Source organism: Enterobacter sp. BIDMC 29, from assembly GCF_019378755.1.
In the GTDB taxonomy this organism is placed as follows: domain Bacteria; phylum Pseudomonadota; class Gammaproteobacteria; order Enterobacterales; family Enterobacteriaceae; genus Enterobacter; species Enterobacter ludwigii.
On sequence record NZ_CP080000.1, the window covers coordinates 4,774,455 to 4,794,712 of the forward strand.

Annotated in this window: 19 protein-coding genes and 1 other annotated feature; of the genes, 15 read left to right on the plus strand and 4 right to left on the minus strand. The window is 54.5% G+C overall.

The features are described from left to right. Positions 1–136: 136 nt before the first annotated feature. From creA to creD, 4 genes are read left to right on the plus strand one after another with little or no spacing between them, the layout of a single operon-like run. The gene (gene creA, locus JTA15_RS20755) at positions 137–607 is read left to right on the plus strand and encodes a protein CreA (protein WP_014168552.1); all 471 of its coding nucleotides are present in this window, start codon (positions 137–139) and stop codon (positions 605–607) included. 14 nt (positions 608–621) lie between these two features. Then, positions 622–1,311, plus strand: a complete 690-nt coding sequence (gene creB / locus JTA15_RS20760) for a two-component system response regulator CreB (protein ID WP_219372677.1) — start codon at positions 622–624, stop codon at positions 1,309–1,311. After that, positions 1,311–2,735, plus strand: a complete 1,425-nt coding sequence (creC, locus tag JTA15_RS20765) for a two-component system sensor histidine kinase CreC (RefSeq protein WP_219372678.1) — start codon at positions 1,311–1,313, stop codon at positions 2,733–2,735. The genes creB and creC overlap by 1 nt, the downstream gene beginning before the upstream one ends. A gap of 56 nt (positions 2,736–2,791) precedes the next feature. Beyond that, positions 2,792–4,144, plus strand: coding sequence for a cell envelope integrity protein CreD (gene creD / locus JTA15_RS20770; RefSeq protein ID WP_086533229.1), 1,353 nt, complete (start codon positions 2,792–2,794; stop codon positions 4,142–4,144). Between the two features lie 42 nt (positions 4,145–4,186). Here creD and arcA read toward each other — a convergent pair whose 3' ends face one another. Then, entirely contained in the window at positions 4,187–4,903 is a 717-nt protein-coding gene (gene arcA, locus JTA15_RS20775) for a two-component system response regulator ArcA (RefSeq protein ID WP_003856501.1), read from the minus strand. A 95-nt stretch (positions 4,904–4,998) separates the two neighbouring features. On the opposite strand from arcA, the gene yjjY reads away from it, so the two are divergent. From yjjY to JTA15_RS20810, 7 genes are all read left to right on the plus strand, one after another. After that, complete coding sequence (gene yjjY / locus JTA15_RS20780; protein ID WP_001541509.1) at positions 4,999–5,139, plus strand: protein YjjY; 141 nt, start codon at positions 4,999–5,001, stop codon at positions 5,137–5,139. 399 nt (positions 5,140–5,538) lie between these two features. Next, the gene (locus tag JTA15_RS20785) at positions 5,539–6,225 is read left to right on the plus strand and encodes a tRNA/rRNA methyltransferase (protein ID WP_014168556.1); all 687 of its coding nucleotides are present in this window, start codon (positions 5,539–5,541) and stop codon (positions 6,223–6,225) included. A 211-nt stretch (positions 6,226–6,436) separates the two neighbouring features. Continuing rightward, complete coding sequence (gene thrL / locus JTA15_RS20790; protein ID WP_015572623.1) at positions 6,437–6,505, plus strand: thr operon leader peptide; 69 nt, start codon at positions 6,437–6,439, stop codon at positions 6,503–6,505. Further along, positions 6,444–6,561: a sequence feature (Thr leader region), on the plus strand. Its footprint overlaps the gene before it by 62 nt. A 24-nt stretch (positions 6,562–6,585) precedes the next feature. Continuing rightward, positions 6,586–9,048, plus strand: a complete 2,463-nt coding sequence (gene thrA / locus JTA15_RS20795; protein ID WP_219372679.1) for a bifunctional aspartate kinase/homoserine dehydrogenase I — start codon at positions 6,586–6,588, stop codon at positions 9,046–9,048. Position 9,049: 1 nt separating this feature from the next. Further along, the gene (gene thrB, locus JTA15_RS20800) at positions 9,050–9,979 is read left to right on the plus strand and encodes a homoserine kinase (RefSeq protein WP_014168558.1); all 930 of its coding nucleotides are present in this window, start codon (positions 9,050–9,052) and stop codon (positions 9,977–9,979) included. Between the two features lie 3 nt (positions 9,980–9,982). Beyond that, complete coding sequence (gene thrC / locus JTA15_RS20805) at positions 9,983–11,269, plus strand: threonine synthase (RefSeq protein WP_219372680.1); 1,287 nt, start codon at positions 9,983–9,985, stop codon at positions 11,267–11,269. Positions 11,270–11,480: 211 nt separating this feature from the next. Then, positions 11,481–11,780 (plus strand): DUF2502 domain-containing protein, encoded by a 300-nt coding sequence (locus JTA15_RS20810; protein WP_020882537.1) that lies wholly within the window; start codon positions 11,481–11,483, stop codon positions 11,778–11,780. A 31-nt stretch (positions 11,781–11,811) separates the two neighbouring features. On the opposite strand, the gene yaaA is transcribed toward JTA15_RS20810, so the two are convergent. Together yaaA and JTA15_RS20820 are read right to left on the minus strand one after the other, a co-directional pair. Further along, positions 11,812–12,585: a peroxide stress protein YaaA gene (gene yaaA, locus JTA15_RS20815; RefSeq protein WP_219372681.1), complete on the minus strand. Its 774-nt coding sequence runs from the start codon at positions 12,583–12,585 to the stop codon at positions 11,812–11,814. Between the two features lie 66 nt (positions 12,586–12,651). Continuing rightward, positions 12,652–14,082 (minus strand): sodium:alanine symporter family protein, encoded by a 1,431-nt coding sequence (locus JTA15_RS20820; RefSeq protein ID WP_219372682.1) that lies wholly within the window; start codon positions 14,080–14,082, stop codon positions 12,652–12,654. Positions 14,083–14,344: 262 nt separating this feature from the next. Here JTA15_RS20820 and tal point away from each other — a divergent pair, with 262 nt between their 5' ends. The 3 genes from tal (at position 14,345) to JTA15_RS20835 (ending at position 17,442) form a co-directional block, all read left to right on the plus strand. Next, positions 14,345–15,298, plus strand: coding sequence for a transaldolase (gene tal / locus JTA15_RS20825; protein WP_014168563.1), 954 nt, complete (start codon positions 14,345–14,347; stop codon positions 15,296–15,298). 111 nt (positions 15,299–15,409) lie between these two features. Beyond that, entirely contained in the window at positions 15,410–15,997 is a 588-nt protein-coding gene (gene mog, locus JTA15_RS20830) for a molybdopterin adenylyltransferase (protein WP_020882540.1), read from the plus strand. Between the two features lie 122 nt (positions 15,998–16,119). Further along, positions 16,120–17,442, plus strand: a complete 1,323-nt coding sequence (locus JTA15_RS20835) for an MFS transporter (RefSeq protein ID WP_032681686.1) — start codon at positions 16,120–16,122, stop codon at positions 17,440–17,442. Here JTA15_RS20835 and satP read toward each other — a convergent pair. Next, the gene (gene satP, locus JTA15_RS20840) at positions 17,419–17,985 is read right to left on the minus strand and encodes an acetate uptake transporter (protein WP_020882542.1); all 567 of its coding nucleotides are present in this window, start codon (positions 17,983–17,985) and stop codon (positions 17,419–17,421) included. The two genes, JTA15_RS20835 and satP, sit on opposite strands and share 24 nt — an antisense overlap. A gap of 297 nt (positions 17,986–18,282) precedes the next feature. Here satP and dnaK point away from each other — a divergent pair, with 297 nt between their 5' ends. Further along, positions 18,283–20,196 (plus strand): molecular chaperone DnaK, encoded by a 1,914-nt coding sequence (dnaK, locus tag JTA15_RS20845; RefSeq protein ID WP_014168568.1) that lies wholly within the window; start codon positions 18,283–18,285, stop codon positions 20,194–20,196. Positions 20,197–20,258: the final 62 nt, after the last annotated feature.

Consider the following 20,258-nt stretch of genomic DNA (forward strand, 5'->3'; position numbering starts at 1 on the left):
ATTCAGTGTTTTTTTTGCTCATTAATGCCTTTTGTTCCTCGTTTTGGGTGAATATATTCTAATCCTGTGATCTTGCTACATTTTTGTCTACAGTGTTGAATAATCGCTCAGCGTAATTCTTAAAAATGGTAACAATATGAAATACAAGACTTTGATCTTCACTGCCCTGATGTTGACGGTGGGGCACGCCGCGCAGGCGGAACAGATTGGTTCTGTCGATACCGTTTTCAAAGTGTTCGGCCCGGACCACAAGATTGTGGTGGAGGCGTTTGATGATCCGGACGTGAAAAACGTCACCTGCTACGTTAGTCGGGCGAAAACCGGGGGCATTAAAGGCGGGCTTGGGCTGGCTGAAGATACCTCTGATGCGGCTATCTCCTGCCAGCAGGTCGGCCCTGTGGAGCTGAGTGACAAAATCAAAAACGGCAAAGCGCAGGGCGACGTGGTTTTCCAGAAACGGACCTCGCTGGTGTTTAAAAAGCTGCAGGTGGTGCGTTTTTATGACGCCAAACGCAACACGCTCGCCTATCTGGCCTATTCCGACAAAGTGGTTGAAGGCTCACCGAAAAACGCCATCAGCGCCGTGCCAATCATGCCATGGCACTAATTCAGGGATGAATCATGCAGCAACCTCTGGTCTGGCTGGTTGAGGACGAAATCAGTATCGCCGACACGCTACTCTACATGCTTCAGCAGGAGGGGTTTGCGGTGAAGGCTTTCGGGCGTGGGTTACCGGTACTGGAAGAGGCGCGGCGGCAGGTCCCCGCGCTGGCGATTCTGGATGTCGGGTTGCCTGACATCAGCGGCTTTGAACTCTGCCGTCAGCTTCTGGCGCAGCATCCGTCACTGCCGATCCTGTTCCTGACGGCGCGAAGTGACGAGGTGGATAAGCTGCTCGGACTGGAGATGGGCGCGGATGATTATGTCGCCAAACCCTTCTCCCCGCGTGAAGTCTGTGCCCGGGTGAGGACTATTCTACGGCGGTTACAAAAATCCACCGCCCCTGCCGAGATCATTCGTATCGGGCAGTTTGAACTGAATGAACCCGCCGCCAGAATCAGCTGGTATGGGGAGCCTTTACCGCTCACGCGCTACGAGTTCCTGCTGCTCAAAACATTGCTGCAGGCGCCGGGCCGGGTCTTTTCTCGCCAGCAGCTTATGGACAAAGTGTGGGGCGAAGACGGCGATAGCTTCGATCGTACCGTGGATACGCATATCAAAACCTTGCGCGCCAAGCTGCGCGCGGTCAATGACGGGCTTTCGCCCATCAGTACCCATCGCGGGATGGGTTACAGTCTGGGGCTTTATTAATGCGTATTGGCATGCGTCTGCTGCTGGGCTATTTCCTGATTGTCGCTATCGCCGCGTGGTTTGTACTGTCTATCTTCGTGCAGGAGGTTAAGCCCGGCGTGCGCAGAGCCACCGAAGGCACGCTGATTGACACCGCGACCCTGCTGGCGGAAGTGGGGCGAGACGACCTGCTCGCAGGCAATTCGCAGGAGGGCCAGCTGGCGCAGGCCTTTTCACGGCTCCATCAGCGGCCGTTTCGCGCCAACATTGGCGGCATTCATAAAGTCCGCAACGAGTACCACGTCTACATGACCGATGCCACGGGCAAAGTGGTGTTTGATTCGGCGGGCCTGGCGGTAGGAAAAGACTACTCCCGCTGGAATGACGTCTGGCTGACGCTTCGCGGGGAATATGGCGCGCGCAGCACCCAGAGCAACCCTGACGATCCGGAAAGTACGGTGATGTATGTTGCCGCACCGGTAATGGACAGGGGCAACATTATCGGCGTGTTGTCGGTCGGAAAACCTAACAGCGCCATGGCACCGGTTATTCACCGTAGCGAGCGGCGGATCCTGTGGGCGGGTGGGGCACTGCTCGGGATTGCCCTGCTGATTGGTCTGCTGGTGGCGGGATGGATCAATCGTTCCATTGGCAGATTGTCGCGCTATGCCGATGCGGTGACCACGGACATGCCTCTCCCGCTGCCTAACCCCGGCAGCAGTGAGCTACGAAAGCTGGCGCAGGCGCTGGAAAATATGCGCATTCGCCTCGAGGGTAAGAATTACATCGAGCATTATGTGCATGCGCTTACTCACGAACTCAAAAGCCCGCTGGCGGCAATCCGCGGCGCGGCAGAGATCCTTAATGAGCAGCCACCGCCGGCGGTGGCCGCGCGGTTTATCGATAATATTCTGGTGCAAAACGCGCGTATGCAGTCGCTGGTGGAAAAACTGCTCTCTCAGGCGCGTCTTGAAAACCGGGTAGAGATAGAGCCGGTGAGCGTGAGTATCAGCACGCTGTTTTCACGGCTTGCGGATTCACGCTCCGCCGTTATCACGGCGAAAAATATCATCCTGACCTGCCAGCCCACTTCGCTGCAGGTGCAGGGCGACCCCGAGCTGCTTGAACAGGCGCTGGGCAATTTGCTGGATAACGCCATCGATTTTACTCCGCAGGGCGGGACGCTTCAGCTGGCTGCCGAGGAGACGCCAACCGAGATCCGGCTTACCGTAAGCGACAGCGGAAGCGGGATCCCGGACTATGCCATGGCGCGTATTTTTGAACGTTTTTACTCGCTCCCTCGCGAGAACGGGTTGAAAAGCAGCGGGCTGGGTCTGGCATTCGTGCAGGAGGTGGCGCGTCTGCATCAGGGGGACATTGCTCTGCATAACCAGCCAGAAGGCGGCGTGAAAGCCACGCTAACACTTCACCGTCACTTCACATAACTTCAAACTGGCCCCACATAGCCCCGGTACGCTCTCCTCATCACAAAGGAGACGTAATGATGAAATCCCCCCTGTTCTGGAAAGTAAGCACCCTGCTGGGGTGCATTCTGCTGTTGTTAGTCCCGCTCTTTATGGTCAGTAACCTGATTTCGGAGCGTGAGAGCTACCGTAACGATGTTGAACACTCGCTTCGCCAAAGCACCAGCGGGCCGCAAAAGCTGGTAGGACCGCTGATTGCCATTCCTGTCACCGAGGTTTTTTACAAACTTGAGGATGAGAAAAAGGTCGAATACAAAAAAAGCTACCTGCACTTTATCCTGCCGGAATCTCTGCTCGTTGAGGGAAATCAGCACGTGGAGTCCAGAAGCATCGGTATTTATGACGGGCAAATCTGGAACACCGATCTCAAAATAAAAGCGCAGTTTTCGACGGAGAAAATGGCGCAGCTGAAGGGCGAAACCATGACGCTGGGGCAGCCATTCCTGGTGATTGGCGTGGGTGATGCCCGGGGCATTGGTACGGTGAAGGTCGCAAAAATCAACGGTGAGGCGCTCAGCGTAGAACCGGGAACCGGCGTGTATGGCACACTTGCCGGTATTCATATTCCGCTGAGTGATAAAGCCCTTGAGCCGAAAACGCTCGCCCTTGATATGTCGTTTAACCTGGCAGGGACGGGCAGTTTTGCGGTGGTGCCGGTCGGGCGTAACAGTGAAATGACGCTGAGCAGTAACTGGCCGCACCCGGGATTTATGGGATACTACTTGCCTGTTAAACATCAGATTAGCGAGTCTGGTTTCCAGGCAAACTGGCAGAGCAGCTGGTTTGCTAACAACATGCAAAGCTGGTTTGCCGAGGGCGAGTCACCGGAGTGGAGTTCTATCCCGGCCTTTAGCGTGACGGTTGCCACGCCAGCGGATCAGTACCAGCTGACAGACCGCGCGATCAAATACGCTATTTTACTGATTGCCCTGACGTTTATGGCCTTCTTCGTGTTCGAAACCCTCACCGGATTGCGTCTGCACCCAATGCAGTATCTGCTGGTGGGGTTGTCGCTGGTCCTGTTCTATCTCGTCTTACTTGCCCTGTCTGAGCATGTCGGGTTTACGCCGGCCTGGATTATTGCAAGCCTTGTCGGCGCGATGATGAATGGTGTGTACCTGCAGGCGGTACTGAAAAGCTGGAGGCGAAGCGGAGTGTTTATTCTGGCGCTGCTGGGGCTGGATGTCGTGATGTGGTTCCTGCTGCGTTCTGAGGATAGCGCGTTGCTGCTGGGAGCTGCCGTACTGGCGATGGCACTGTTTGCGGTCATGTACCTGACGCGTCACCTTGACTGGTATTCGCTCTCCCAGCCGAAGCGTCCCGTCCCCCCCGTTGAACCTGATGCGGATACGATGCGAGTCTGGAAATAAAAAACGGCGCGAAAGCGCCGTTTTTTTACTTCAGTTGCCGGATTACTCCTGCAGGTCGCCGCAGAAACGATAACCTTCACCGTGAATAGTGGCGATAATTTCCGGCGTATCAGGCGTAGATTCGAAATGTTTACGGATACGACGGATGGTCACGTCTACGGTACGGTCGTGCGGCTTCAGCTCACGGCCGGTCATTTTCTTCAGCAGTTCTGCACGGGACTGAATTTTGCCCGGATTTTCACAGAAGTGCAGCATCGCGCGGAATTCACTGCGCGGCAGTTTATACTGCTCACCGTTCGGGCTAATCAGTGAACGGCTATTGATATCAAGTTCCCAGCCGTTGAACTTGTAGCTGTCTACGCTACGACGCTCTTCGCTGACCGTGCCCAGGTTCATGGTGCGGGACAGCAGGTTGCGTGCACGAATGGTTAACTCGCGTGGATTAAACGGTTTAGTGATGTAGTCATCCGCACCGATTTCCAGGCCAAGGATTTTATCAACTTCGTTATCACGGCCTGTCAGGAACATTAACGCGACGTTCGCCTGTTCACGCAGTTCGCGCGCCAGAAGAAGGCCGTTTTTGCCCGGCAGGTTGATATCCATGATCACCAGGTTGATATCATTTTCAGAAAGGATCTGATGCATCTCTGCGCCATCGGTCGCTTCAAAGACATCGTAGCCTTCTGCTTCGAAAATGCTCTTTAACGTGTTGCGTGTTACCAACTCGTCTTCAACGATAAGAATGTGCGGGGTCTGCATGTTTGCTACCTAAATTGCCAACTAAATCGAAACAGGAAGTACAAAAGTCCCTGACCTGCCTGATGCATGTCGCAAATTAACATGACCGGCCTAACGTGACTAAAGTACGTAATTGCGTTCTTGATGCACTTTCCATCAACGTCAACAACATCATTAGCTTGGTCGTGGGTACTTTCCCTTTGGACCCGACAGTGTCAAAAACGGCTGTCATCCTAACCATTTTAACAGCAACATAACAGGCTAAGTGACACCAGACACCCAATAAAACTACGCTTCGTTGACATATATCAAGTTCAATTGTAGCACGTTAACAGTTTGATGAAATCATCGTAGCCGAATGCTAGCCTTTGTCACAATTTTTCAATAAACCAACTAGTTGCGTACCTTGATTTATAAACGATACGAATCCAATCAGAAAAGAGTATTCATGAGGTCATTACCATTATAAAACATAAGGATAATAGCCTTCTGTTAACATTCTAACTGATTGTTCAGCCACAAAATAGTTTAGCGTTTTTAATTTGTTCTGAAACGCTATTTCGGTGATTTGTGTTGCATTTTTGTAAATTCGCGCCGCGTAATATGTTGAAGTGCATCACATTTTTATCCGCTAACTGATTAAAAAGAGAGCATAAATGCATCTGTCGATTGTACTGGTCGCCCCAGCCAGAGCCGAAAATATAGGCGCTGCGGCGCGTGCCATGAAGACCATGGGGTTTACCGATCTTCGCATCGTGGACAGCCAGGCGCACCTCGAGCCCGCGGCCCGTTGGGTGGCGCACGGTTCAGGGGATATTCTCGATAATATAACCACTTACGACACGCTCGCCGCTGCGCTGCACGACATTTCTTTTACCGTGGCGACCACGGCACGCAGCCGGGCAAAGTTCCACTATTACGCCACGCCGGCGGAACTGTTGCCGATGTTAACGGAGAAAAGCCAGTGGCTGACGAAGGCCGCGCTGGTCTTTGGGCGGGAAGATTCCGGTCTGACGAACGAGGAGCTGGCGTTGGCGGACGTCCTGACCGGTGCGCCGATGGTGGCGGATTATCCGTCGCTGAATTTAGGCCAGGCGGTAATGGTGTATTGCTATCAATTAGCCTCCCTAATACAAATTCCTCAACCCCAGGCTGAAGGGGCAGATGAAAACCAACTGGCCGCGCTGCGCGCTCGCGTTGACCATCTGTTATTACAACTCGGTGTCGCGGAAGATCAAAAAATGGCGGACTGGCTGCATCAGCGACTTGGGCGTCTTGAGCAGCGAGACACGGCAATGTTGCACCGTTTGCTGCATGATATTGAAAAAAAATTGGCCGAGTAAAATGCTGTCATAAGTTTTTACTATGGCGCATCCGTCTGTCTGGGTGGGGTGCGTCTGGGGGAATCGGATGAAAATAAATCTGCAAGCAGCGGGACGTGAGAGCGTCCCGAATTGTGATCAAATTAAAAATTCATTGACTTAAGGTGCCCAATCCTTTAACCCTAAAAGAATACAGCACAGACAGATAATAATGACAGAGTACACAACATCCATGAAACGCATCAGCATCACCACCATTACAACAACCATCATCATTACCACAGGAAATGATGCGGGCTGACGCGTACAGGAAAAACAGAAAAAAGCCCGCACCCAAACAGTGCGGGCTTTTTTTTCGGCTAAAGGAAACGAGGTAGAACCATGCGAGTGTTGAAGTTCGGCGGTACATCAGTGGCAAATGCAGAACGTTTTCTGCGTGTTGCCGATATCCTGGAGAGCAACGCCAGGCAGGGGCAGGTCGCGACCGTGCTCTCTGCCCCGGCAAAAATCACCAACCACCTGGTGGCGATGATTGAAAAGACCATCGGTGGCCAGGATGCACTCCCGAACTTGAGCGACGCCGAGCGTATCTTCGCTGAGCTGCTGCAGGGACTGGCGGAGGCGCAGCCGGGTTTCCCGCTCGCACAGCTGAAATCCTTTGTTGAGCAAGAGTTCGCCCAAATCAAACACGTGCTGCACGGTATCAGCCTTTTAGGTCAGTGCCCGGACAGCATCAACGCGGCGTTAATCTGCCGTGGTGAAAAATTGTCGATTGCCATCATGGCGGGCCTGCTGGAAGCGCGTGGCCACAATGTGTCGGTTATCGATCCCGTTGAAAAACTGCTGGCGGTGGGCCACTACCTCGAGTCTACCGTTGATATAGCCGAATCAACCCGTCGTATTGCCGCGAGCAAAATTCCGTCTGACCATATGATCCTGATGGCGGGTTTCACCGCCGGAAACGAGAAGGGTGAACTTGTCGTACTGGGCCGTAACGGCTCCGACTACTCTGCTGCCGTGCTGGCAGCCTGTTTACGCGCCGACTGTTGTGAGATCTGGACTGACGTCGACGGTGTATACACCTGCGATCCGCGCCAGGTGCCGGACGCCAGGCTGCTGAAGTCGATGTCATACCAGGAAGCGATGGAGCTTTCCTACTTCGGCGCTAAAGTTCTTCACCCTCGCACCATCTCTCCCATTGCCCAGTTCCAGATCCCTTGCCTGATTAAAAACACCGGTAACCCGCAAGCGCCAGGCACGCTGATTGGCGCCAGTACCGATGAAGACGGCCTGCCGGTGAAAGGCATTTCTAACCTGAACAATATGGCCATGTTCAGCGTTTCCGGCCCGGGAATGAAAGGCATGGTCGGTATGGCGGCCCGCGTTTTCGCGGCCATGTCCCGCAACGGTATCTCGGTTGTGCTGATCACTCAGTCCTCTTCTGAATACAGCATCAGCTTCTGCGTACCGCAGGGGGATTGTCTGCGCGCCCGTCGTGCGCTGGAAGAAGAGTTTTACCTTGAGCTGAAAGAAGAGCTGCTGGAGCCGCTTTCTATCCAGGAACGCCTGGCGGTTATCTCGGTGGTGGGCGACGGTATGCGTACGCTGCGCGGTATCTCGGCCAAATTCTTTGCCGCGCTGGCCAGGGCCAACATCAACATTGTGGCCATTGCCCAGGGATCATCTGAGCGTTCAATCTCGGTGGTTGTTGACAACGACGATGCGACAACCGGCGTTCGCGTGGTTCATCAGATGCTGTTCAACACCGATCAGGTGATCGAGCTGTTCCTGATTGGCGTGGGCGGTGTGGGTGGCGCGCTGCTGGAGCAGGTGAAGCGTCAGCAGGAGTGGTTGAAGAAAAAGCACATTGATCTGCGCGTGTGCGGTATCGCGAACTCTAAAGCGCTGCTGACCAACGTTCATGGCCTGAACCTGGAAAACTGGCAGGCTGAGCTGAATGATGCCAAAGAGCCCTTTAATCTGGGCCGGTTGATCCGCCTGGTGAAAGAGTATCACCTGCTTAACCCGGTCATTGTCGATTGTACCTCGAACCAGGCGGTGGCCGATCAGTACGCCGATTTCCTGCGCGAAGGTTTCCACGTGGTGACGCCAAACAAAAAGGCCAACACCTCGTCGATGGATTACTATCACCAGCTGCGTCTGGCGGCGAGCAAGTCACGGCGTAAGTTCCTCTACGACACCAACGTGGGCGCGGGCCTGCCGGTGATCGAGAACCTGCAAAACCTGCTGAACGCGGGGGATGAACTGCAGCGTTTCTCCGGCATTCTTTCCGGCTCGCTGTCGTTTATCTTCGGCAAGCTGGATGAGGGCATGAGCCTGTCGGAAGCGACCCGTGCCGCGCGTGAACTGGGGTACACCGAGCCGGATCCGCGAGACGATCTCTCCGGTATGGATGTGGCGCGTAAGTTGCTCATACTGGTGCGTGAAACGGGCCGTGAGCTGGAGCTTTCCGATATCGTGATTGAGCCTGTTCTGCCTGCCGGGTTTGACGACAGCGGTGACGTGAACACCTTTATGGCCAATTTAGCGCAGCTAGACGACGCCTTTGCCGCACGCGTTGCGAAAGCCCGTGATGAAGGTAAGGTATTGCGCTATGTTGGCAATATTGAAGACGATGGTATGTGCCGCGTGAAGATTGCTGAAGTGGATGGCAACGACCCGCTGTACAAAGTAAAAAACGGCGAAAACGCCCTCGCGTTTTACAGCCACTATTATCAGCCACTGCCGCTGGTGCTTCGCGGCTATGGCGCAGGGAATGATGTTACCGCGGCGGGTGTATTTGCCGATTTGCTGCGGACCCTGTCATGGAAGTTAGGAGTTTAACATGGTGAAAGTTTATGCCCCGGCTTCCAGCGCCAATATGAGCGTCGGATTTGATGTGCTGGGTGCGGCGGTGACGCCGGTTGATGGTTCGCTGCTGGGCGATACGGTAACGGTTGAAGCGGCAGAGAGCTTTAGCCTGAATAACGTGGGCCGCTTCGCCAGCAAACTGCCGACAGACCCGCGCGAGAATATCGTTTATCAGTGCTGGGAGCGGTTCTGTCAGGAGATCGGCAAAAATGTGCCGGTCGCCATGACGCTGGAAAAAAGTATGCCGATTGGCTCTGGCCTGGGTTCCAGCGCCTGCTCCGTGGTCGCCGGACTGGTGGCCATGAATGAGCACTGCGGCAAGCCACTGAATAATAACCGTCTGCTCGGGTTAATGGGCGAACTGGAAGGGCGCATCTCCGGCAGCATTCATTATGACAACGTCGCCCCCTGCTTCCTCGGCGGTATGCAGCTGATGATTGAAGAAAATGGCATCATCAGCCAGCAGGTGCCAGGGTTTGATGAGTGGCTGTGGGTGCTGGCCTATCCCGGCATTAAGGTATCCACCGCTGAAGCGCGTGCGATCCTGCCTGCGCAGTATCGTCGTCAGGACTGTATCGCTCACGGACGTCATCTGGCCGGCTTTATACACGCCTGCTACACCCGTCAGCCGCAGCTGGCAGCAAAATTAATGAAAGACGTTATCGCCGAGCCGTACCGCACTAAGCTGCTGCCTGGCTTTAACGAGGCGCGACAGGCGTCAATGGATACCGGCGCACTGGCGTGCGGTATCTCCGGCTCCGGCCCGACGCTGTTCGCCCTGTGCGATAAGCCAGACACGGCGCAGCGCGTGGCGGACTGGCTCTCTAAACACTACCTGCAAAATCAGGAAGGCTTTGTTCATATTTGCCGTCTGGACACGGCTGGCGCACGAGTACTGGGATAACGAATGAAACTCTACAACCTTAAAGATCATAACGAGCAGGTCAGCTTCGCGCAGGCGGTGACTCAGGGACTGGGCAAAAATCAGGGGCTGTTCTTCCCCCATGACCTGCCGGAATTTCAGCTGACCGACATTGATGAACTGCTGAAGCAGGACTTTGTCACCCGCAGCACTAAAATTCTCTCTGCCTTTATCGGCGATGAAATCCCGCAGGAGCTGCTGGAAGAGCGCGTGCGTGCAGCGTTCGCTTTCCCGGCACCGGTTAAGCAGGTTGAGCCGGATGTCGGCTGCCTTGAGCTGTTCCACGGTCCAACCCTGGCGTTTAAAGACTTCGGTGGCCGCTTTATGGCGCAGATGCTGACCCACATCAGCGGCGACAAACCGGTAACGATTCTGACGGCGACCTCCGGCGATACCGGTGCGGCCGTTGCCCATGCGTTCTATGGTCTGAAGAACGTTCGCGTGGTGATCCTCTACCCGAAAGGCAAAATCAGTCCGCTGCAGGAAAAACTGTTCTGTACGCTCGGGGGCAACATTGAAACCGTGGCAATTAACGGCGATTTCGATGCCTGTCAGGCGCTGGTCAAGCAGGCCTTCGATGATGAAGAGCTGAAAGTGGCGCTGGGTCTGAACTCGGCGAACTCCATTAACATCAGCCGTCTGCTGGCGCAGATCTGCTACTACTTCGAAGCGGTTGCACAGCTGCCACAGGAGGCGCGCAATCAGCTGGTCGTCTCCGTACCAAGCGGCAACTTTGGTGACCTGACGGCGGGCCTGCTGGCGAAATCGCTCGGCCTGCCGGTAAAACGCTTTATCGCCGCCACCAACGCCAACGACACCGTGCCGCGCTTCCTGAAAGACGGTAAATGGGCACCGAACGCCACGCAGGCGACGCTTTCGAATGCGATGGACGTAAGCCAGCCGAACAACTGGCCGCGTGTGGAAGAGCTGTTCCGCCGTAAGGTCTGGCGTCTGGGCGATCTGGGTTACGCCGCGGTGACGGATGAGACCACCAAAGCCACTATGCGTGAGCTGAAAGCGGCGGGGTACACCTCTGAACCGCATGCGGCGATCGCTTACCGTGCGCTGCGCGATCAGCTGAATCCGGGGGAGTATGGCCTGTTCCTGGGAACGGCTCATCCGGCGAAGTTCAAAGAGAGCGTGGAAGTTATTCTGGGTGAAACGCTGCCGCTGCCAAAAGAGCTGGCCGAGCGTGCGGACCTGCCGCTGCTTTCGCATGAACTGCCCGCGGATTTCGCCGCGCTGCGTAAGTTGATGATGACGCGCGGATAACGGTTCTGTCCTCCAATGCAGGCCGGGTAAGGTGAAACTTACCCGGCTTTTTTTATGGAGAAATTAAGGAGAAAAATAGCAGTAAAAAAGCAGAAATTCCCAATAAATGCGGTCACTTAGCGATTAGGATTGCAGAGAATAACATCCCCCGTCCTCCTCACGTATTCTCCTTACATCGGCCCACATCGGGTAAATGAATAAGGAGTCACCTATGTCTAAACTGAAACCTGCTCTGCTGGTGCTTTCAATGATGCTGGTCGCTCCGATGGCGGTTCAGGCCTCTGAAATCACCCTCGTCCCTGCGGTAAAACTGCAGATTGGCGATCAGGATAATCGTGGTCACTACTGGGATGGTGGCCGCTGGCGCGACCATGACTGGTGGAAGGCTCACTATGACTGGCGCGATAATCACTGGCGCCCACATGACGAGCATCACGATCGTCATCATGATGACCACCATCACGATCGTCACGACGACCCGCGTCCTGGCCCGGACTGGAAACACCATTAATGCAAAACCCCGCCATCTGGCGGGGTTTGTTTTACTGCTCGTGGCGCTTAAACACCAGTTCGCCTTTTCCCGACGCTTCTTCATCGAAGAAGTAGCCTTCGCTGTTGAAGCCAGTCAGTTGCTCCGGCTTCGTCAGGCGGTTCTGAATGATGTAGCGGCTCATCAGCCCACGCGCTTTTTTGGCGTAGAAGCTGATGACCTTGAACTTGCCGTTTTTCTCATCGAGGAAAACGGGCTTGATAATTTCCGCATCCAGCTTTTTCGGCTTCACCGATTTGTAGTATTCATCGGAGGCCAGATTGATCACCACATTATCGCCCTGAGCACGCAGCGCAGCGTTCAGTTTGTCGGTGATGATATCGCCCCAGAAATGGTACAGATCTTTGCCTTTAGGGTTTTCCAGGCGGATACCCATCTCCAGACGATACGGCTGCATCAGGTCCAACGGGCGCAGCACGCCGTACAGACCTGACAACATGCGCAGATGCTGCTGGGCGAAGTCGAAATCGGCTTCGCTAAAATCTTCCGCCTGCAGGCCGGTATACACATCACCTTTAAACGCCAGAAGCGCCTGGCGGGCGTTGTTCGGCGTGAAGTCCGGGTGCCACTCATGGAAACGGGTCGCGTTAAGATCCGCCAGTTTGTCGCTGATGCTCATCACCGAGGCAATTTGTGGCGCAGAGAGCTTACGCGCGACGTGAATCAGCTGTTGCGAATAGTCCAGCAGTTCAGGCTGGGTATAGCGCTCGGTGGCGAGCGGGCTCTGGTAATCGAGCGTTTTAGCAGGTGAAATCAGAATCAGCATATCCAGTCCTTGCAGGAAATTTAGAGCGACTTTAGCAAAAAATCGCCCTCAATTGATCGATAGCTGTTATTGCCGTGGCAAATCATCCCAGGTGCCGGGCGCAATTTGCGCCTGGATGTCGGGATAACGCGAGGCATCAAAGACCGGCGGTACGCCCAGTTTGCGCTGACGAAGATAGTCCCGTGCGATAAGCGTAACCACGGGTGAGAGCAGCAGGATCGCCGTCAGGTTAGTGATGGCCATGAGCGCCATAAAGACATCCGCCAGTTGCCAGACCAGCGGCATGCTGAGCAGCGAACCTGCTAACACCATCAGTATCACCCCGAGGCGCAGCAGCGTGATCATACGGCGGGAGTCCACTTTCAGGAAAATAAGGTTATTTTCGGCGTAGAGGTAATTCACAACAATCGAGCTGAAGGCGAATAACAGCAGGATGAGCGAGACAAAACCGGCTCCCCAGCCGCCCGTCAGATTCACCAGTGCCTGCTGAAGCAGTTGTATGCCGGCTGTTTCCGATGAGTGAGGTACCGGACCGGCCAGCAGCAGGATCATGGCGCTGGCGGAACAGATAATAATGGTGTCCGTAAAAACGCCAATCATCTGAACAATGCCTTGTGCTGCCGGGTGAGGCGGCCAGGACGCGGCGGCGGCTGCGGCATTGGGCGTTGATCCCATACCGGCTTCATTGGAGAACATTCCGCGCTGAAAGCCCGACATCAGCGCCTGGCTGAAGGTATAGCCCAGTGCGCCCGATGCCGCCTCGCGCCAGCCAAATGCGCTTTTGAAGATGGTTGCAATCACTTCCGGCACCTGCTCGATATGCCGTGCGGCGACGAACAGGCTGGCGGCAACCCACAGCAGCGCCATGACCGGCACCAGCCACTGCATCAGGCGGGCGACACCTTTTAGGCCGGTCGAAATGGTCAGCAGGATACAGAGGGCTAAAACAAGCCCGGTGATCAACTCCGGACACGCAAAGGCATAGCGCAAGGCATGGGCGACAGAATTCGCCTGAACGGTATTAAAAATCAGACCGTACGCGAGCAGTAAAAACAGCGAAAACAGCACGCCCATCCAGCGCATTCCTAAGCCACGCGCCATGTACCAGGCCGGGCCGCCGCGAAACTGTCCGTTTTTATCTTTTTCTTTGTAGAGTTGGGCGAGGGCGCTTTCGGCAAAGGAGGTGGCCATCCCGATAAGCGCCGTGACCCACATCCAGAAAACGGCGCCCGGGCCACCGGCGCTGATGGCCAGTGCCACCCCCGCCATATTACCGCTGCCGAGGCGTGCGGCAATGCTGGTGCAGAGGGCCTGGAAAGAGGTTAATCCGCCCGGCTGGGGCGTGACGCTGTTTTTCAGACTTCTGCCAAATTTGCGAATATAACGAAACTGGATAAACCCGCTGCGTAGCGTAAACCAAATACCTGCCCCCAGCAGCAGGTATATCATTATCGAACCCCAAAGGACTTCATTAATAAAGAAAAGGAAATCAGGCATTAACGTCCCTCTTGTTGATGCCAAAATGAATATGTAAGCGCTACCACTGATTGGACATGCTGTTACCTAGCAGCCTGTTAATATTCTGAGTTTATCATACTCTGTCTAAGCGCACTGTCTGCGGTTGCGCTACCCCTCCGTCGTGTTATCATCAGGGCAGACCGGTTACATCCCCCTAACAAGTAAACCTGTCATTTTTCCGCTGCAGGCATGCTGTCGGTAGCGTGAATTATCCAGGGCACGTTAAAAGAGAAACACTATCATGACGGATAAATTGACCTCCCTTCGTCAGTTCACCACTGTCGTAGCTGACACCGGAGATATCGCGGCAATGAAGCTGTACCAGCCGCAGGATGCCACCACCAACCCTTCTCTGATCCTTAACGCCGCACAGATCCCTGAGTATCGCAAACTGATTGACGACGCAGTGACCTGGGCGAAAGCACAGAGCAACGACCGCGCGCAGCAGGTTGTTGATGCCACTGATAAACTGGCCGTGAACATTGGTCTGGAAATTCTGAAACTGGTTCCTGGCCGCATCTCTACCGAAGTTGACGCACGTCTCTCCTACGACACCGAAGCGTCTATCGCCAAAGCAAAACGTCTGATCAAAATGTACAACGATGCCGGCATCAGCAATGACCGCATCCTGATCAAACTGGCGTCAACCTGGCAGGGTATTCGTGCAGCTGAACAGCTGGAAAAAGACGGTATCAACTGTAACCTGACGCTGCTGTTCTCCTTCGCACAGGCGCGTGCATGTGCGGAAGCCGGCGTATACCTGATTTCTCCATTCGTTGGCCGTATTCTGGACTGGTACAAAGCCAACACGGATAAGAAAGAGTACGCGGCATCTGAAGATCCAGGCGTCGTTTCCGTGACCGAAATCTACGAATACTACAAACAGCACGGTTATGAGACTGTGGTGATGGGCGCAAGCTTCCGTAACGTAGGTGAAATCATCGAACTGGCTGGCTGTGACCGCCTGACCATCGCCCCGGCACTGCTGAAAGAGCTGGCTGAAAGCGAAGGTGCTATCGAGCGTAAACTGTCCTACACCGGTGAAGTGAAAGCGCGTCCGGAGCGCATCACTGAATCTGAGTTCCTGTGGCAGCATAACCAGGATCCAATGGCTGTAGATAAACTGGCGGACGGTATCCGTAAGTTTGCTATCGACCAGGAAAAACTGGAAAAAATGATCGGCGACCTGCTGTAATCATTCTGCGTGACCGGGTTCCCGGTCACGCTACTTCTTTCGTACTCTGTCTGAATTTCCCCTCTGCGTGTATCATTCCCTTTAAGCAGTACTTTTTTGAATGGAATGGATATGAATACCTTACGCATCGGCTTAGTGTCGATTTCTGACCGCGCCTCCAGCGGTGTTTATCAGGATAAAGGCATCCCCGCGCTGGAAGAATGGCTGGGCAGTGCGTTGACAACCCCCTTTGAGATCCAGACCCGCCTGATCCCTGACGAGCAGCCAATTATCGAACAGACACTCTGTGAGCTGGTGGATGAGATGAGCTGCCACCTGGTATTGACCACGGGAGGCACCGGACCTGCGCGCCGGGACGTCACTCCGGATGCCACGCTGGCGGTTGCCGATCGTGAGATGCCTGGCTTCGGTGAGCAGATGCGCCAGATCAGTCTACACTTTGTCCCGACGGCGATCCTCTCCCGTCAGGTCGGGGTGATCCGCAAGCAGGCATTGATTCTGAATTTGCCGGGCCAGCCGAAGTCCATCAAAGAGACGCTTGAAGGACTGAAAGCGGAAGATGGCAGCGTGATCGTGCACGGGATTTTTGCAAGTGTACCGTATTGTATACAGTTGCTTGACGGCCCGTATGTGGAAACCGATGAGAAAGTGGTAGCAGCTTTTCGTCCTAAAAACGCCCGTCGCGAGACAATCTCCTGAAATTAATCAATATGTGACATTAGCTGAAGCGACGGTGGCGTGGTAAGGGTTTTACGGTATAGTAATTTTTTCTTTACGTTTTCTGTAAAAATAAATCCACAATACAAGCCAAATGGTTCGCTATGTCACATAACACCCGACCTCTGAATCGACAGGACTATAAAACCCTCACGCTCGCGGCCTTAGGCGGTGCGCTGGAGTTTTACGACTTCATCATCTTCGTCTTCTTCGCCGCCGTGGTGGGGGAACTTTTCTTCCCGGCAGATATCCCGGAGTGGTTGCGCCAGGTGCAAACCTTCGGCATTTTTGCCGCCGGGTATCTGGCACGACCGCTGGGTGGCATTGTGATGGCCCACTTTGGTGACCTGGTCGGGCGTAAGAAGATGTTCACGCTCAGCATTTTACTGATGGCCGTGCCGACGCTGGCCATTGGTCTACTGCCCACTTACGCCTCAATGGGCATTGTTGCTCCGCTGCTGCTGTTGCTGATGCGCATTCTTCAGGGGGCGGCAATTGGCGGCGAAGTGCCGGGGGCCTGGGTGTTTGTGGCGGAGCATGTGCCGGCGCGCCGCATCGGCATAGCCTGTGGAACCTTAACGGCGGGGCTGACTGTCGGTATCCTCCTCGGTTCAGTGGTGGCCACTATCGTGAATACCAGCATGACGCAACAGGCGGTTCACGACTGGGGATGGCGCGTACCGTTCCTGCTCGGCGGGGCGTTTGGCCTGGTGGCGATGTATCTTCGCCGCTGGCTGCAGGAGACACCCATTTTCCTTGAGATGCAGCAGCGCAAGGCGCTGGCACAGGAGTTGCCGGTAAAAGCCGTGGTGGTGCGCCACCGGAGCGCGGTTGTGGTGTCGATGCTGCTCACCTGGCTGCTGTCGGCAGGCATCGTGGTCGTTATCTTGATGTCTCCGGTATGGCTGCAAAAGCAGTACGGTTTTGCGCCGGCGGTAACGTTGCAGGCAAACAGTATCGCCACCATTATGCTCTGCTTTGGCTGTCTGGCCGCGGGGCTGGCCGTTGACCGTATCGGTGCCGGCCTGACTTTCATCATCGGCAGTCTGCTGCTGGCTGCGTCGAGCTGGGCGTTTTACCACCTGGCAGGCAGCCATCCTGAACAGCTGTTCCTGCTCTACGGTACGGTCGGGCTGTGCGTGGGGGTTGTCGGTGCAGTGCCGTATGTGATGGTGCGAGCTTTTCCGCCAGAGGTCCGCTTCACCGGGATCTCTTTCTCTTATAACGTCTCTTACGCCATCTTTGGCGGGCTGACGCCGATTGCGGTCACGGTGTTGATGGGAGTATCCCCGATGGCTCCCGCCTGGTATGTGCTCGCGCTGTCGGTGATGGGGCTGGTATTAGGCATTTGGCTTCGGCAGAAACAGGGATGTCGTGCCCGCGAGGCGGACACGACAGATGGATCAGTGTTTTTCACCAATCGGTAGGATGGTGCGGTCAAACTGCTCGTTCAGCACTTCACCCATTGCCAGGTAGATAGCGCTTGCGCCGCACACCAGACCAATCCAGCCGGCAATATGCACGATGCTTTCGTTATCCACGAGGTGGCCGATCGCCAGCAGGGCGAACAGCACGGTCAGGCTCAGGAAAACAAACTGCAGTGCGCGGTTGCCTTTCAGGGTGCCGAAGAACATAAACAGCGTGAAGACGCCCCACAGACCAAGGTAAACGCCCAGGAAATGTGCGTTTGCCGCGTCTGCCAGGCCCATTTTAGGCATCAGCAGGATCGCGACCAGGGTCAGCCAGAAAGAACCATAAGAGGTGAATGCGGTTAAGCCGAAGGTGTTGCCTTTCTTATATTCCAGCAGGCCCGCGAAGATTTGCGCGATACCGCCGTAAAAAATGCCCATCGCCAGGATAATGCCATCCATCGGGAACATCCCGATGTTGTGCAGGTTCAGCAGGATAGTGGTCATGCCAAAACCCATCAGGCCCAGCGGAGCCGGATTAGCCAACTTAGTGTTGCCCATAAGTCCTCAAAAAAATCATCATTAATATGGTGAAATGGTTAAACCCGCGTCAGTTCTCCCTGACGGGGCGCGGCATCATAATGGGCGCAATCAATGCCGTCTATGATCTCATCAGGGTGAAATTAAAAATTTTTTTTACCGTTCCCCCTTGATGGACGCTGGCGCGACCCCATCTTGTAGTCAACCGCAGTGTGTGGACCTGAAAAAAATCAATTGTGGGCAGTTGAAAAAGCACGTTCTGCCCTTATTACAGGTACACAACCACATGTTGACTGAATTTTAAGTGGAGACGTTTAGATGGGTAAAATTATTGGTATCGACCTGGGTACTACCAACTCTTGTGTAGCGATTATGGATGGCACTACCGCACGCGTGCTGGAGAACGCCGAGGGCGATCGCACCACGCCTTCTATCATTGCTTATACCCAGGATGGTGAAACTCTGGTTGGTCAGCCGGCTAAACGTCAGGCAGTGACAAACCCGCAAAATACCCTGTTTGCGATTAAACGCCTGATTGGCCGCCGCTTCCAGGACGAAGAAGTTCAGCGTGACGTTTCTATCATGCCTTACAAAATCATCGCAGCAGATAACGGCGATGCATGGCTTGATGTGAAAGGCACCAAAACGGCACCACCGCAGATCTCTGCTGAAGTGCTGAAAAAAATGAAGAAAACCGCAGAAGATTACCTGGGTGAACCGGTAACTGAAGCTGTTATCACCGTTCCTGCTTACTTCAACGATGCTCAGCGTCAGGCAACGAAAGATGCTGGCCGTATTGCAGGTCTGGAAGTAAAACGTATCATCAACGAACCAACCGCAGCGGCACTGGCTTACGGTCTGGATAAAGAAGTTGGCAACCGTACTATCGCGGTTTACGACCTGGGTGGTGGTACTTTCGATATCTCTATTATCGAAATCGACGAAGTTGATGGCGAAAAAACCTTCGAAGTTCTGGCAACCAACGGTGATACCCACCTGGGTGGTGAAGACTTCGATACCCGTCTGATCAACTACCTCGTTGACGAGTTCAAGAAAGATCAGGGCATTGACCTGCGTAACGACCCGCTGGCAATGCAGCGCCTGAAAGAAGCCGCTGAGAAAGCGAAGATCGAACTGTCTTCCGCTCAGCAGACCGACGTGAACCTGCCGTATATCACTGCAGACGCGACCGGTCCTAAACACATGAACATTAAAGTGACCCGTGCGAAACTGGAAAGCCTGGTTGAAGACCTGGTGAACCGTTCCATCGAGCCACTGAAAGTCGCTCTGCAGGATGCTGGCCTGTCCGTGTCTGATATCAACGACGTTATCCTCGTCGGTGGCCAGACCCGTATGCCAATGGTTCAGAAGAAAGTGGCTGAATTCTTTGGTAAAGAGCCACGTAAAGACGTTAACCCGGACGAAGCAGTGGCTATCGGTGCTGCCGTTCAGGGTGGTGTGTTGACGGGTGATGTGAAAGACGTTCTGCTGCTGGACGTTACCCCGCTGTCTCTGGGTATCGAAACCATGGGCGGTGTGATGACGGCGCTTATCACCAAAAACACCACTATCCCTACTAAGCACAGCCAGGTGTTCTCTACTGCTGAAGACAACCAGTCTGCAGTAACCATCCATGTGCTGCAGGGTGAGCGTAAGCGTGCGGCGGATAACAAGTCACTGGGTCAGTTCAACCTGGATGGCATCAACCCGGCGCCACGCGGTATGCCGCAGATCGAAGTAACCTTCGATATCGATGCTGACGGTATCCTGCACGTTTCCGCGAAAGACAAAAACAGCGGTAAAGAGCAGAAGATCACCATTAAGGCCTCTTCCGGTCTGAACGAAGAAGAGATCCAGAAAATGGTTCGTGAAGCAGAAGCGAACGCGGAATCTGACCGTAAGTTCGAAGAGCTGGTTCAGACCCGCAACCAGGGCGACCATCTGCTGCACAGCACCCGTAAGCAGGTTGAAGAAGCCGGCGATAAACTGCCAGCTGAAGACAAAACGGCTATCGAAGCTGCACTGAGCGCGCTGGAAACGTCTCTGAAAGGCGAAGACAAAGCGGATATCGAAGCGAAGATGCAGGAGCTGGCACAGGCTTCTCAGAAGCTGATGGAAATCGCTCAGCAGCAGCACGCCCAACAGCAGGCTGGCGCTGACGCTTCTCAGAACAACGCGAAAGACGACGACGTTGTCGACGCTGAGTTCGAAGAAGTGAAAGACAAAAAATAATCGCCCTGATGCAGGGTAATTAATCGGCACGGGCGTAGGAGAACTCTCCACGCCCGTGCTCG